11 protein-coding genes are annotated in these 14,049 nt (G+C 74.3%); all 11 read left to right on the top strand.

The window, feature by feature from the left end:
* The first annotated feature begins 246 nt into the window (after positions 1–246).
* The 11 genes from ACFUJ1_RS03930 (at position 247) to ACFUJ1_RS03880 (ending at position 14,024) form a co-directional block, all read left to right on the top strand.
* Complete coding sequence (locus tag ACFUJ1_RS03930) at positions 247–786, top strand: MSMEG_0572/Sll0783 family nitrogen starvation response protein (protein ID WP_378642167.1); 540 nt, start codon at positions 247–249, stop codon at positions 784–786.
* An 8-nt stretch (positions 787–794) separates the two neighbouring features.
* A complete protein-coding gene (locus tag ACFUJ1_RS03925) occupies positions 795–1,853 on the top strand; it encodes an MSMEG_0568 family radical SAM protein (protein ID WP_378642165.1) in 1,059 nt (352 codons plus the stop codon).
* Between the two features lie 256 nt (positions 1,854–2,109).
* Positions 2,110–3,531, top strand: coding sequence for an MSMEG_0567/sll0787 family protein (locus ACFUJ1_RS03920; protein WP_378642163.1), 1,422 nt, complete (start codon positions 2,110–2,112; stop codon positions 3,529–3,531).
* Positions 3,528–4,430, top strand: a complete 903-nt coding sequence (locus tag ACFUJ1_RS03915; RefSeq protein ID WP_378642161.1) for a carbon-nitrogen hydrolase family protein — start codon at positions 3,528–3,530, stop codon at positions 4,428–4,430. The genes ACFUJ1_RS03920 and ACFUJ1_RS03915 overlap by 4 nt, the downstream gene beginning before the upstream one ends.
* A complete protein-coding gene (locus ACFUJ1_RS03910; protein ID WP_378642159.1) occupies positions 4,423–5,706 on the top strand; it encodes an MSMEG_0569 family flavin-dependent oxidoreductase in 1,284 nt (427 codons plus the stop codon). Before ACFUJ1_RS03915 ends, ACFUJ1_RS03910 begins: the two co-directional genes overlap by 8 nt.
* A 9-nt stretch (positions 5,707–5,715) precedes the next feature.
* Positions 5,716–6,564, top strand: coding sequence for a carbon-nitrogen hydrolase family protein (locus ACFUJ1_RS03905; protein WP_378613292.1), 849 nt, complete (start codon positions 5,716–5,718; stop codon positions 6,562–6,564).
* Positions 6,564–7,619, top strand: a complete 1,056-nt coding sequence (locus ACFUJ1_RS03900; RefSeq protein WP_378642157.1) for an MSMEG_0565 family glycosyltransferase — start codon at positions 6,564–6,566, stop codon at positions 7,617–7,619. Before ACFUJ1_RS03905 ends, ACFUJ1_RS03900 begins: the two co-directional genes overlap by 1 nt.
* A gap of 29 nt (positions 7,620–7,648) precedes the next feature.
* Positions 7,649–8,116 carry a universal stress protein gene (locus tag ACFUJ1_RS03895; RefSeq protein ID WP_378642155.1) on the top strand — a complete coding sequence of 156 codons (468 nt, stop codon included), beginning with the start codon at positions 7,649–7,651 and terminating at the stop codon, positions 8,114–8,116.
* Positions 8,117–8,145: 29 nt separating this feature from the next.
* Complete coding sequence (locus ACFUJ1_RS03890; RefSeq protein ID WP_378642153.1) at positions 8,146–9,231, top strand: isochorismate synthase MenF; 1,086 nt, start codon at positions 8,146–8,148, stop codon at positions 9,229–9,231.
* A gap of 186 nt (positions 9,232–9,417) precedes the next feature.
* Complete coding sequence (locus ACFUJ1_RS03885; protein ID WP_233015057.1) at positions 9,418–9,591, top strand: DUF2613 domain-containing protein; 174 nt, start codon at positions 9,418–9,420, stop codon at positions 9,589–9,591.
* Positions 9,592–9,701: 110 nt separating this feature from the next.
* Positions 9,702–14,024 (top strand): alpha-(1->3)-arabinofuranosyltransferase family protein, encoded by a 4,323-nt coding sequence (locus tag ACFUJ1_RS03880; protein ID WP_378642941.1) that lies wholly within the window; start codon positions 9,702–9,704, stop codon positions 14,022–14,024.
* The last annotated feature ends 25 nt before the right edge of the window (positions 14,025–14,049 follow it).

Genomic DNA, 14,049 nt, shown 5'->3' with positions numbered 1-14,049 from the left:
GGTGACATCGCGGGAGGTGGATCGCGAGCCCGGCGTTTCGTGGTCGTTTCCGGTGCGCGAGCGGCGGTCCCGCCCTACGGCGGGGTTGATTCAATTGTATTGCTGCGCAACATAATTGCGCCGGGACGCGCACTTGCGGCGGTGAGAATCCGGCAATCGGCACTTGTTCCCGACGTAACCATTCGGCAATCGCGCACTCGTGTACTCGATGACATCCCGAAACGCACTATTCCCCGAGGAGTCCCGGTGTCCGCACCCACCACGACCGATATCGACAAGGCCATCGAGGCGAACATCGCCGCATCGCTGGCGGAGATCCCGCACCCGGCGCTGCCGAAGGGCAGCAATATCTACGGCGCCACCAAGATCTTCCCGGATTACAAGGCGGAGGCGGGCGAGACCTACTTCACCCTGGTGCACGGGATCGCGCACGAATCCTCGGTGAGCTTCGTCGCGATCCTGCAGGCGACGAGGGCGCTGCGGAAAGGGTTCGAGTCGGCCATCTACTTCTACGGGCCCGGCGCCATCAACGCCGTCGCCACCCGCGGCTTCCCGACCACCGGGGACAGCGGGTTCCCCGGCGAGCAGAACATCAACGACGCGCTGGCGACCTTCATCAAGGAGGGCGGGAAGGTGTTCGCCTGCCGGTTCGGGCTGGCGCTGCACGGCGCGCGCGAGGAGGACCTGATCGAGGGCGTCATCCCGGCGCATCCGCTGGACGTGCAGGACGCGCTGATCCACTACGCCCGCAAGGGCGCCATCATCAACTCGACCTACCAGCTGTAGGACCGGCGATGAGCAATCTGTCCACCCGGATCGATCTGGCGCTGCTCGGTGTCCGCGTCGACGCGCCGGTCTCGCGGCGCGCGGGCGCCGGGCCGAGCGATGACGGCCACGTGCTCATCGGGGGCATCGGCGCGGCGATTCCCCTGCGATCGGACAGCCCGTACTCGGTGCGGGACAACAGGTTGCTGCTGGACGGTGCCGATCTGGGGCTCGAGGTCGAGCCGGTGCGCAGGCCGGCCTTCTACGACCTGCGCACCGCCGACGGGGTCGGCTACGACAAGATCGCCCGGCTGCACGGCAAAGACGTGCTCGCCACGACCGTCGTGCAGACCTGCATCCGGTACGGCGCGGAGCAGCGCTGCCGGTTCTGCGCCATCGAGGCGTCGCTGGCCGCCCGTGACACCGTCGCGGTGAAGCGGCCGGAGCAGCTGGCCGAGGTCGCGGCGGCCGCGGTGCGGCTGGACGGGGTGCGGCAGATGGTGATGACCACCGGCACCTCGGCGGCGAAGGACCGCGGGGCGCGGCACCTGGCCCGCTGTGTGCGGGCGGTCAAGGCGGCGGTGCCCGAGCTGGCGATCCAGGTGCAGTGCGAGCCGCCGGGTGACCTGGCGACGCTCACCGAGCTGCGCGAAGCGGGGGCCGATGCCATCGGCATCCACGTGGAGTCGCTGGACGACGCGGTGCGCGCCCGCTGGATGCCGGGCAAGGCGACGGTTCCGCTGGCCGAGTACCGGGCCGCGTGGGCGGAGGCGGTCCGGGTCTTCGGCCGCAACCAGGTCTCGACGTACCTGCTGGTCGGGTTGGGCGAGGATCCGGACGAGCTGGTGGCGGGGGCGGCCGAGCTGATCGAGCTCGGGGTCTACCCGTTCGTCGTCCCCTTCCGCCCGCTGGCCGGGACGCTCGCGGTGGATGTGGACCGGGCGGGGGCGCCGCCATCCGCGCTGGTCCGCGACGTGACCGTCCGGGTCGGCGCCCTGCTGGAGGCGGCGGGGATGCGGGGGTCGGGCCAGAAGGCGGGCTGCGCCGCCTGCGGAGCCTGCAGCCTTCTCCAGAACGCCGGAGGGTGAGATGGCCGCCACCTCCGCCCACGCCGCAGGTCAGGCGGGTGAGCTTGCCCGCGACCCGAGCACTCCCGCAGCTCCGAACGTCCCCGCCGGCTTCGGCAGCCCCCCGAGCCCCCGGCCACACCCAACGGCCGAACTCGGCCGGACTCCAGGCCCCCGTCCGCACCCAACGGCCGAAGTCAGCCGGACTCCAGGCACCCGGCCACACCCCGTGGCCGAAATCAGTCGAGCCGCGGGACGCGATGCGATATACCGGGCGATGAGCTGGAGCGACCTGCTCACGGGGCAGCGCCCGACGCGTGCACCCGACTTCAGCGTGCTCACCGGCCCGGCCACCGACCCGTTCCTGATCCACCCCGCGGATCGAGCCGACCTGCTCGCCTACCGGGATCTGCGCCGCGAAGCCTTCGTCCGAGACCAGGCCCTGTTCGCCGGAACAGACCGCGACGACCTCGACGACGACCCCCGCACGATCGTGCTGGTAGCGAAAGCCGAGGACGGCACCGTTCTCGGCGGCGTCCGGTTGGCCCCCGCCACCGACCCGGACATCGGCTGGTGGACCGGCAGCCGCCTGGTCGTCCACCCGCACCTGCGCACCGCGGGCGTCGGCGCCGCCCTGGTCCGCGCCGCCTGCGCGCACGCCGAGAACGCGGACGTCCTCCGCTTCGAGGCCACCGTCCAGGCCGCGCACGCGAAACTCTTCGCCCGCCTCGGCTGGGAACGCCTGGGCGACACCGCGATCAACGGCAGACCGCACGTCGCCGTGCGCTGGCCGATCGACCGCGTCGAACGGCTGACCAACTCCACGAAGGCGCTGCTGGCCGACGTCCTCGCGCCCCTGGCGACCCAGAACAACCTCGGCGGCACCGGCTTCCGCGGTGACGACGGCGCCCCCGTCCCCGGCAGCGACCTGATCGCCGCCTGCGACGCCATCCTCCCGTCGATGGTCGAGCGCGACCCCGAGTGGGCCGGCTGGTGCGCGGTCCTGGTCAACCTCAACGACCTCGCCGCCATGGGCGCCGACCCGGTCGGGCTGCTCGACGCCGTCGGCGCGCCGACCCGCTCGACGCTCACCGGGATCGTGCGCGGCCTCGCCGCCGCGGCGAGAGCCTGGGATGTCCCGGTACTCGGCGGCCACACCCAGGTCGGCGTCCCAGCGGCGCTCTCGGTAACGGCGCTCGGCCGCACCGCGACCCCGGTGCGCGGCGGCGGCGGCCGCCCCGGCCACGAACTGCGGCTGACCGCCGACACCGAGGGCAGCTGGCGCCCGGGATACCACGGCCGACAGTGGGATTCGACCTCCCGCCGCAGCGGCGCGGAGCTGCGCGCGCTGGGCCGGGTGGTCGCCTGGGCGGCCCCGGCCGCCGCGAAGGACGTCAGCATGGCCGGCATCGCGGGGACCACCGGCATGCTCGCCGAGGCGAGCGGGCTCGGCGCGGAGCTGGACGTCGCCCGCATCCCCCGACCCGAGCAGGCCGCGCTCGGCGCCTGGCTCACCTGCTTCCCCGGCTTCGCCATGCTCACCGCGGACCGGCCGGGCACCCCCGCACCCGCCACCGGCCCGGCCCGCTCCGCCGTCTGCGGCCGGCTGGTCCCCGGCGGCGGGGTGCGGCTGCGCTGGCCGGACGGCGCGACGACGACGGCGGTGCCAGGCACCGTCACTGGATTGGGAGAATCATGAACGACACCACCATCTCGGTGGCGGCCGCCGAATTCGGCCGCGACATGGAGACCTGCTACCGCACCATCGCCGAACTCGCCGACACCGCACGGGAGCGCGGCAGCAGCCTGCTGGTCCTGCCCGAAGCCTGCCTCGGCGGCTACCTGCCCAGCCTCGGCGGCGGCGACGAGAGCCGGGAGGCGAGGGAGCGCCGGCTGCGTAGCCTGCCGCCCGCGCTCGAGCTGGACGGCCCCGAGCTGCGCCGGGTCGCCGAGATCGCCGGTGACCTGGTGATCACGCTCGGCTTCTGCGAGGCTGACGGCGACGCCAGGTACAACGCCGCGGTGACGCTGCACGGCGACGGCGTGCTCGGCAGCTACCGCAAGGTGCACCAGCCGCTCGGCGAGAACCTCTGCTACAGCGCCGGTTCGGAGTACCGCGCCTTCGAAACGCCGGTCGGCCGGATGGGCATGCAGATCTGCTACGACAAGGCCTTCCCGGAGGCGGCGCGGGCGCTGGCGCTGGACGGCGCCGAGATCGTCACCTCGCTCTCCGCCTGGCCCACCTCGCGCACCGCGACGGTGGAGCGGCTGGAGGACGACCGCTGGCTGCACCGCTTCGACATCTTCGACCGGGCCCGCGCGGTGGAGAACCAGCTGGTCTGGGTGGCCTCCAACCAGGCGGGGACCTTCGGCTCGCTGCGCTTCGTCTGCAGCGCCAAGATCGTCGGGCCGGGCGGCGAGATCCTGGCAACCACCGGGGTGCACCCGGGGCTGGCGACCGCGACCGTCGACGTGGCCGAGGCGCTGGAGCGGGCCCGCGGCGGCGGCATGTACAACCTGCGCGACCGGCGGCCGGAGCTGTACCACAGCGTGGTGCGCGAGCACGGCGTCACCGGGCGGGCGGCCGTCCATGTCTGAGCAGCTCGCCCCCACCCTCTGCCCGCCGCGGGTGCGGCAGCACGACGTGATCGTGATCGGTGCGGGCCAGGCCGGGCTCGCGGTGAGCTGGCACCTGACCCGCCGCGGTATCGACCACCTGCTACTGGAGCGCGACACGGTCGCGCACGAGTGGCGCGACGGCCGCTGGGACAACTTCACCCTGGTCACCCCGAACTGGCAGTGCGTCCTGCCCGGGTACGCCTACGACGGCCCCGACCCGGACGGCTTCATGGCGCGCGACGAGGTCTACCGCTTCGTCCGCGGCTACGCCGACAGCTTCGGCGCGCCGGTGCTGGAGCACGCCGGGGTGCACGCGGTGACCAGGGCGCCGCGCGGCGGCTACGACCTGGAGACCGCGGCTGGCAGCTTCCACGCGAACCAGGTGGTGGTTGCGACCGGCGGCTACCACGTGCCGACGGTGCCGCGCTTCGCCGAGCGGCTGCCCGCGGCGATCACCCAGCTGCACTCCGCCGAGTACCGCAGCCCGGCGGCGCTGCCCGCGGGCGCGGTGCTGGTGGTCGGCACCGGGCAGTCCGGCGCGCAGATCGCCGAGGACCTGCACCTGGCCGGGCGCGAGGTGCACCTCGCGGTGGGCAACGCACCCCGGGTCGCCCGCTTCTACCGGGGCCGCGACTGCGTCGCCTGGCTGCACGACATGGGGCACTACGACGTCCCGATCGACGACCAGCCCGGCGGCATCGGCAAGCGGGAGAACACCAATCACTACGTCACCGGCCGGGACGGCGGCCGCGACATCGACCTGCGCCGCTTCGCGCTGGAGGGCATGGCGCTCTACGGCCGGATGACCGGGCTCGACCCGGACGGCACCGCCCGCTTCGACACCTCGCTGGAGCGCTCCCTCGACGCCGCCGACGCGGTCGCCGACGGCATCAAGAACGCCATCGACGGCTACATCGACCGCGCGGGCATCGACGCGCCGATCGAGCCGCGCTACACCCCGGTGTGGCGGCCGGAGCACGAGCGCACCGCGCTCGACCTGCGCGCGGCCGGGATCTCGACGGTGGTGTGGTCGGTCGGGTTCCGCACCGACTACCGCTGGCTGCGGGCGGGCGTCTTCGACGGCGAGGGGCACCCGTGCCACAACCGCGGCGTCACCACCTCGCCCGGGCTCTACTTCGTCGGGCTGCCCTGGCTGCACACCTGGGGCTCCGGGCGGTTCGCGGCGATCGCGCGGGACGCCGAGTACCTGGCCGAGCGGATCGCGGCGGCCGCGACCGCCACCGTCGCGGCCTGAGGGGCAGCGGTGCCGACCACCAGGATCGCCGCGCTCGCCGGGCATTTCGGCGCCGACATCGGCCGCGCGCTGGAGAAGCTGGACGGCATCGTCGAGCGGCTGCACGCCCAGCGCGTCGAGCTGCTCGTACTGCCGGACGCCACGCTCGGCGGCTACATCGGCGACCTGCGCAACCCCGACCCGGCGACCGGTCCGGAGGCGATCGACCCGGACGGCCCCGAGCTGCGCCGGGTCAGGGAGATGGCGCGGCACATGACGATCTGCGTCGGCTACGCCGAGCGCGACGGCGAGCGCAGGTACAACGCCGCCGTCTGCCTGACCGGGGACGGCATCCTCGGCAGGCACCGCAAGGTGCACCAGCCCGCGGGCGAGCATCTGGCCTACGCCCCCGGTGACGGCTTCCACGCCTTCGACACCCCGGTGGGCCGGATGGGCATGCTCATCGACTACGACAAGACCTTCCCGGAGGCGGCCCGCACGCTGGCGCTGGACGGGGCGCAGGTGATCGCCGCGCTCTCCGCCTGGCCTGCCAGCGTCACCGATCGGGCCTCCCGATTGCCGAACGATCGCCAGGCCCGGCTCTTCGACCTCTACGACCAGGCGCGGGCGGCGGAGAACCAGGTGGTGCTGGTGTCGTCGAACCAGACCGGGGTCACCGGGAACCTGCGGTTTCTCGGGCAGGCCAAGGTGGTCGGCCCCGGCGGCGACGTGCTGGCCAAGACCTGGTCGAAGGGCGGACTCGCGGTGGCCGACATCGATGTGGCGGGCGAGGTCGAGCGGGCCCGCCGGGTGCTGCACCACCTGGCCGAGCGGCGGGTCGGCAGCTACCCGAACCTGCTCAGGGAGAAGGCCTTCTGATGCGGGTCGCGCTGCTCACCTACTCGACCAAGCCGCGCGGCGGCGTGGTGCACACCCTGAATCTGGCCGAGGCGCTGGCCGACGCCGGGGCCGAGGTCACGCTCTGGACCCTCGGGCGCGGCGGTGACCGGGGGTTCTTCCGGCCCGTGCGGGCGGGGGTGCGGGTCGAGGTCGTGCCGTTCGCCGCGCGCGAGAGCGAGGGGGTCGGGCCGCGAATCCTGCGCTCGATCGAGGTGCTGCGCGCCGCCTTCGACCCGGCCGGGTACGACATCGTGCACGCCCAGGACTGCATCAGCGCCAACGCCGTCGGCCGCTGCGTGCGCACCATCCACCACCTGGACACCTTCAGCACGCCGGAGCTGGTGCGCTGCCACGAGCGCGCGGTGGTCGAGCCGTACGCGCGGATCTGCGTCTCCCGCGCGGTGGCCGACGAGGTGCGGGCGGGGTGGGGTTTCACGCCGACGGTGATCCCGAACGGCGTCGAGTACGAGCGGTTCGCGGCGGCGGCGCCGGACCGGCGGCTCGGGCGCTACGTGCTCGCGGTCGGCGGGATCGAGCCGCGCAAAGGCAGTATCGACCTGCTGGAGGCCTTCGCCCGGATGCCCGCGGGCCCGCGGCTGGTGTTCGCCGGGGGCGAGACGCTCTTCGACTACCGCGCGTACCGGGCCGAGTTCGACCGGCGCGCCGCGGAACTCGGGGTCGAGCCGCTGGTACTCGGGCCGGTGCCGCACGACGAGCTGCCCGGTCTGGTTGCCGGGGCAGAGGTGCTCGGGTTCCTCTCCACGAAGGAGGGTTTCGGGCTGGCGGCGATGGAGGCGCTGGCGGCCGGGGTTCCGGTGGTGGCCAGGGAGTTGCCGGTGCTGCGCGAGGTCTTCGGCGATGCCGTCACCTACGCGCGGGACGTCGCCGAGGCGGCGGTGCTGCTGGCGCAGGAGCCGTCGCCGGAGCGGCGGGCGGCGGGGCGCGCGCTGGCCCGCGGCTACGACTGGGCGGCCGCCGCCGCGGCGCACCTCGCGTTCTATCGCGAGCTCACCCCGGTGGCCGGACCGATGTAATCTGGATCACACAAACCTGGGAGGTCGCCGTGCCCTGCGATCGAATGCTCATCGCCTACGACGGTTCCGAGAACGCCAAGCGCGCCATCACCTACGCCGGCCGCTTCCTCAGCGCCGAGCGGGCGGTCGTGCTCACCGCGTGGGAGCCGATGGTGCGCCAGGCCGCCCGGCTCTCCGGGCTCTCCGGCGTCATGCAGCCGGAGTGGGTGCCGGAGGACGAGATCGAGGACATCGCCTACCAGGACGCGCGGGCGGTCAACGCCGAGGGGCTGCACCTGGCCCAGCTCGCCGGGCTCAATGCCGAGGCGCGCACCGAGGAGTCGAGCACCACCATCTGGAACGCCATCGTCGAGTGCGCCGACGAGCTCGACGTCGACATCATCGTGGCAGGTACCCGCGGCTCCACCGGGCTGCGCGCGCTGCTGCGCAGCAGCGTCGCCGACGCCGTGCTCAAGCACTGCCACCGGCCTGTGTTGCTGGTCCCACCGGGGCGGTGACCCGTTCCGGCCGTTCTAAGGTCGGAGCTATGACATCGTTCCTGCTCGCCACTCCGGCCGAGGTGCTGCGCGCGTACGGGACGCGCGCGGGATTCACCGATCCGGCGGCGGCCGCTGCGGCGCTGCGCGGCGGTGACCCGGTGGTCGGCGCGCTGCCCTTCGACCCGCGCAGGCCGGCGGCGCTGATCGTGCCGGAGCGGCTGGAGCGGAGCGCGCCCGGCCCGGTTGCCGCGGTGACGCTGCCCCCGCTGCGGGTGGTGGCCGAGCTGCCGTCGCCGGACGAGCACATCGCGCGGGTGACCAAGCTGGTCGAGCAGATCGGCGACCCGGCCGACCCGCTGCGCAAGGTGGTGGCGGCGCGGTCGGTGCTGGTCGGCACCGAAGCGCGGCGGATCGACCCGCAGGACGTGGCGGCGCGGCTGCGGCAGCGGCATCCGGGCGCGCACGTCTTCGTCGCGGATCTCGCGGTGGCGGGGCGGCCGGGGGACGCGGTGGTCGGGGCGTCGCCGGAGGTGCTGGTGGCGCGGCGCGGCGAGGTCGTCTCGCTGCGGCCGCTGGCGGGCACGGTGCCCCGGCTCGCCGATCCGGTGGCCGACGCGCAGCGGGCGGAGGAGCTGCGGGCCGATGCCAAGAACCTGGAGGAGCACGCCTACGTGGTGGAGTGGATCCGGGAGCGGCTCGCGCCGGTCTGCCGGACGCTGCGCATCCCGGAGCGGCCGGAGCTGGTGCGCACCGACGCGGTCTGGCACCTGGCCTCGCCGATCGACGGCACGCTCGCCGACCCGGCGCCGAGCGCGCTCGACCTCGCGGTACTGCTGCACCCGACCCCCGCCGTCTGCGGCACCCCGACGCTCGCCGCGCTGGACCGGGTGGTCGACGCCGAGGAGGATCGCGGGTTCTACGGCGGCGCGGTCGGCTGGTGCACGCCGGACGGGGACGGGGAGTGGGTGGTCGCGATCCGCAGCGCGGAGATCGCGGCCGACGGGCACACGCTGCGCGCCTTCGCCGGCGGCGGCATCGTCGCCGGTTCCGACCCGCGCACCGAACTGGACGAGACCACCGCGAAACTGCGCACCCTGCTCGGCGCGCTGGACTGCCCGGTGCCCGCACGCTGATCGCGGACGAACACCGGGAGACCGCGCCCGGCGCGCGGCGCGCTCGGCTGCGTCACGGCCGCGCGGTGACACGGCGTCCGCCCGACCGATCGCGCTGAAAACGCGCCCGTATCCCCGCGCGAACGCCACGGGCTGCTAGGTTGGCCCGGAACACGTGCCCTGCCCCTTCCGTATTGGAGTACCGCGATGAAGTCCTTTGCCGTTCCCGGTCTCGTGAGTGCGGTCGCGGGCGCCATCATCGGCGCGATCGCGGTCTTCGTCATCACCGCCGCGGCGCAGCAGAACTCGCGGCCGGAGATCGACCGCAGCGGTGACGCCGATTCCTCGCTGCTCAACAACGTCGAGTACGGCAGCCGCTGACCTCGGCTCCACCCGTCGTCGGCACCAGCGCGCCACCCGCCGCCGGTGCCGATGACGACACCGCGCCGCTAGGCGGGCGCTGGTTCCTCGGCACCGTCGTCGCGGCGTTCCTGCTCTCCTTCCTGCAGACCCCCGGCCGCACCGTCGCCGACACCAAGTACGACCTCGCGCAGAATCCGCTCGGCTTCCTCGACCGGGCCGCGCACCTGTGGAGCAGCCAGGCCCCGATGGGCCAGGTGCAGAACCAGGCCTACGGCTACTTCTTCCCGCACGGCTCCTTCTTCTCCGCCGGGCACCTGCTCGGGCTGCCCGCCTGGGTCACCCAGCGGATCTGGTGGGCGCTGCTGCTGCTCGCCGGGTTCTGGGGCATTGTCCGGCTCTGCCAGACGCTCGGCATCGGCAGCCGTGGGTCACGGGTCGTCGCGGCGGTGGCCTTCGCGCTGAGCCCGCGGGTACTCACGACGCTCGGCTCCATCTCCTCCGAGACGCTGCCGATGATGCTGGCCCCGTGGGTGCTGCTCGCCCCCGCCGCACTCGGCGTCGCGGTTGCCCGCCGCCGGGCAGGCGGCGCCACCTCCCCCGCGGGCAGCGCGCTGGCACTCGCGCTGATGGGCTCGGTGAACGCCGTCGCGACGGTCGCCGCGTTCCTGCCCGCCCTGCTCTGGTGGGCCTCCTACCGCCCGGACCGCCGCTGGCTCCGCTTCACCGCGGCCTGGGTTCCGCTGCTCCTGCTCGCCACCTTCTGGTGGGCGGTCCCGCTGCTGCTGCTCGGCCGGGTGAGCCCGCCGTTCCTCGACTACATCGAGTCCTCCGGCGTCACCACGCAGTGGGCCTCGCTGGCCGAGGTGCTGCGCGGCACCGACAGCTGGACCCCGTTCGTCTCCCCGGAGCGGATCGCGGGCGCGGTGCTGGTGACCCAGCCCGCCGCGGTGCTCGCCACCGGGCTGATCGCCGCCGCGGGCATCGCCGGGCTCGCGCTGCGCTCCATGCCGCACCGCGGCAGGCTCACCCTGATCCTGTTCGCCGGGCTGGCCGGGATCTGCGCGGGCTACCTCGGCGTCATGGGCGGCCCGTTCGCCGAGCCGATCCGGGTCTTCCTCGACTCCGGCGGCGCCCCGCTGCGCAACGTGCACAAGCTGGAGCCGCTCATCCGGCTCCCGCTCGTGCTCGGCCTCGCGCACCTCTTCGCCCGGATTCCGCTGCCCGCCTCGGTGCCGCTGCGCACCTGGCGCAGCGCGTGGGCGCACCCGGAGCGGGACCGCCGGGTCGCGGTGGCCGCACTGGTGCTCACCGCCATCGCGCTCTCCACCTCCCTGGCCTGGACCGGCAAGCTGGCCCCGCGCGGCGCCTACGAGGCCGTGCCGCCGTACTGGCAGGAGACCGCCGAGTGGCTCTCCGCCAATGCCGCCGACACCAGGGCGCTGGTGGTGCCCGGCGCGCCGTTCGGCAGCCAGGTGTGGGGGCTGACCAGGGACGAACCACTGCAGGCGCTGGCGTCGACGCCGTGGGCGGTGCGCGATTCGGTCCCGCTGAACCCGCCGGGCACCATCCGCGCCATGGACTCGGTGCAGCGGCTGATCGCCGACGGCCGCCCGTCGACCGGGCTGGCGCCGACGCTGGCGGCGCAGGGCATCGGGGTGCTGGTGCTGCGCAACGACCTGGACCCGGAGACCTCCCGCTCCACCCGGCCGATGCTGGCGCACCGCGCGCTGGACGGCTCGCCCGGGCTGCGCAAGGTGGCCGAGTTCGGCCCCGCGATCGCGGCCACCGCCATCGCGGAGGGGCTCGTGGTCGACGGCGACCTGCTCCCGGGGTACCCGGCGATCGAGGTCTACCGGGTGGAGACGCCAGGCATCGGAGCCCCCGAGCGGGTCGAATCCGGTGTCGGGGCGCCGGATTCGTTCCCCGGTGCGTACAGCGTCGCGCTCGCCGACATCCCGGTGGTGCAGGGCGGCCCCGAGGTGCTGGAGCGGCTGCGCCGCGACCCGGGCGCCCCGATCCCGGCGCTGCTCGCCGCCGACGCCGCCGCGGCCGGGCTGCCCGCCGGGCCGGTGACCGTCACCGACACCCCCGTGGCCAGGGAGACCGACTTCGGCCGGGTGGACAACCACAACTCCGCGGTCCGCGCCCCGGACGACGCGCGCCGCACGCACAACCTGGTGCCTGACTACCCGGTGCCAGGGGCGGCCCCGGTCGAGGGCGCGTGGAGCGGCGCCACCGTCACCGCGTCCAGTTCGGCGGCGGACGCCACCCAGATCGGCGGCGCCGCGCCGGGCAGCTCCACGGCCGCGGCGGTGGACGGCGACCCGTCGACCGCCTGGCTCAGCAATGGCGGTGAGTACGCGCTCGGTCAGTGGCTGCGGCTGGAGCTGGACCGGCCGATCAGCGCGGGGCAGCTCCGGGTGACCACCAGCCCGGCCGCGCTCGGCGACCCGGTGAAATGGATCGAGGTGCGCACCGCGCGCGGCAGCGTCTCCGCGCGGATCACCGAACCCGGTGCGCCGGTCTCGGTTTCGCTGCCGCCGGGCAGTACCGACTGGGTCAGCGTTACCGCGATCCGGACCGAGGGGGGCAGCCGCGGCGGGCAGTTCGGGATCAGTGAGATCGCGCTCGACGACTACTCCGCGCGGGACGCGCCGGTCCGGGTGCCGATCCGGCACACCGTCGCGCTGCCCCCGGTGGCCGGCACGCCCACCGCCTGGGACCTCGGCCAGGAATTTCCCGGCCGCAGCGCCTGTTTCGACGCGCCGGACCGGATCCGCTGCCACAAGGGGCTCGCGCTCGCGCCGGAGGAGCCGGGCGCCTTCCAGCGCACCCTGGCGGTGCCGAAGCCGACCGAGGTGCTGCCCCGGCTCACCGTGCGCACCAGGCAGAGCCCGGAGCTGGAGGCGCTGCTCACCGACCCGGCCCGGCCGGTCGCGCGCGGCAGCGGTGACGTCGGCGACCTGCGCGGCTCCGCCTTCGCCGCCACCGACGGTGACCCGCGGACCAGCTGGACCGCGCCGGAGAACACCGTGCGGGACAGCCCCGACGGGCCGCCGACCCTCATCATCGAGCTGCCGGAGCCCGCGCTGGTCACCGGGCTCGACCTCACGCCGTCGCTCGGCGGGCTGCCCGCCGCGCCCACCTCGGTCACGGTGAACCTCGGCAACGGGCCGCAGGTGCGCCCGCTGCCCGGCGACGAGGAGGAGCGGGCCGAGCCGAGCCGGATCGAGCTGTTCCCCACGGTCACCGACCGGATCGAGCTGAGCATCACCGCTTGGCGCACGGTCCTCGACCGCACCGCGCTCGGCTTCACCCTCGCCCAGCCGCCCGGGTTGGCCGAGGTGACCGTGCTCGGCCCCGACTACCCGCCCCCCGCCCCACCCGACCGGCTCGTCACGGTCCCCTGCGAGCTCGGCCCGGTAATCGCGGTCGGCGGCCGCACGCTGCAGACCTCGGTCACCGCGACCGCGGCGGAGTTGCGCTCGGGCGCACCGGTTCCCGCGGAGGTGTGCGGCAGCTCCGGCGCCGCGCCGGACGACGCGAGCCCCGCCGTTGAGCCCGGCACCGCGCCAGATGACACGAACCCCACCGGGGAGCCCAATTCCCCGCCTGATGACGCGAACCCCGCCGGTGAGCCCGGCGCCGCGCCGAATGAGTCCGGCGCGGGAGCGAGCGCCGGGGACGAAGCGGCGCCCGGTGGTGCGGAAACACCCGCGCCCGCAGCGGACTCCGTCCTGCTCGCCAAGGGCGCGACCGAGGTCAACGTCGCCCCGACGGCGCTCTTCACCGTCGACCGCCTGCGCTTGGACCGCACCGACCCGCCCCCGGCCACCCCCGGCGACGGCACTCGCCTCCTGGTCCTCCCCCTGAGCACCAACGTCGGCTGGGAAGCGCACACCCCCGACGGCACCGAGCTGCGCCCGATCGTGGTCGACGGCTGGCAGCAGGGCTGGCTCCTCCCACCCGGCGCGACCGGCCCGGTCACCGTCTCGTTCCCGGTGGACCGCTGGTACCGCCTCGGCATCTTCGGCGGCCTGCTCCTCCTCATCCCGCTCTTCCTTCTGGCCATCCCCCGCCGCGGCACCACCGCCGAGGGATCCCCGTGCCGCCCGTACCGCTCCCGGCTCGCCGCCGGAATCGGCGTTCTCGCCGTCACCGGCCTGATCGCGGGCCCGGTCGCCCTCGCCCTCGCCGCCGCGGGCTGGACCGCCCTGGAGGTCATGCACCGCCGCGGCATCGAGCCCGGCCACACACTCCCCGTGATCGCGGGCACCGGCGTCCTCCTCGCCGCGGCCGCGCTCTCCACCGGCCCCTGGCGACACCCCGACGGCTACGTCGGCGGCGCCATCCTGACCCAGCTCCCCGCCGTGCTCGCGGTGATCGCGCTCGGCCTCGCCGCACTCCCCGAGCACCGAGCACGACGGCTACGCCGACCGGGCTCCGATTGATATAGCGCGCCAATTGACCGACACC

The organism is Nocardia sp. NPDC057227 (assembly GCF_042669725.1).
GTDB classification, from domain to species: domain Bacteria; phylum Actinomycetota; class Actinomycetes; order Mycobacteriales; family Mycobacteriaceae; genus Nocardia; species Nocardia asteroides_A.
Note: the sequence above shows the minus strand (reverse complement) of the source record. Positions and strands in the feature narration are given on the sequence as shown.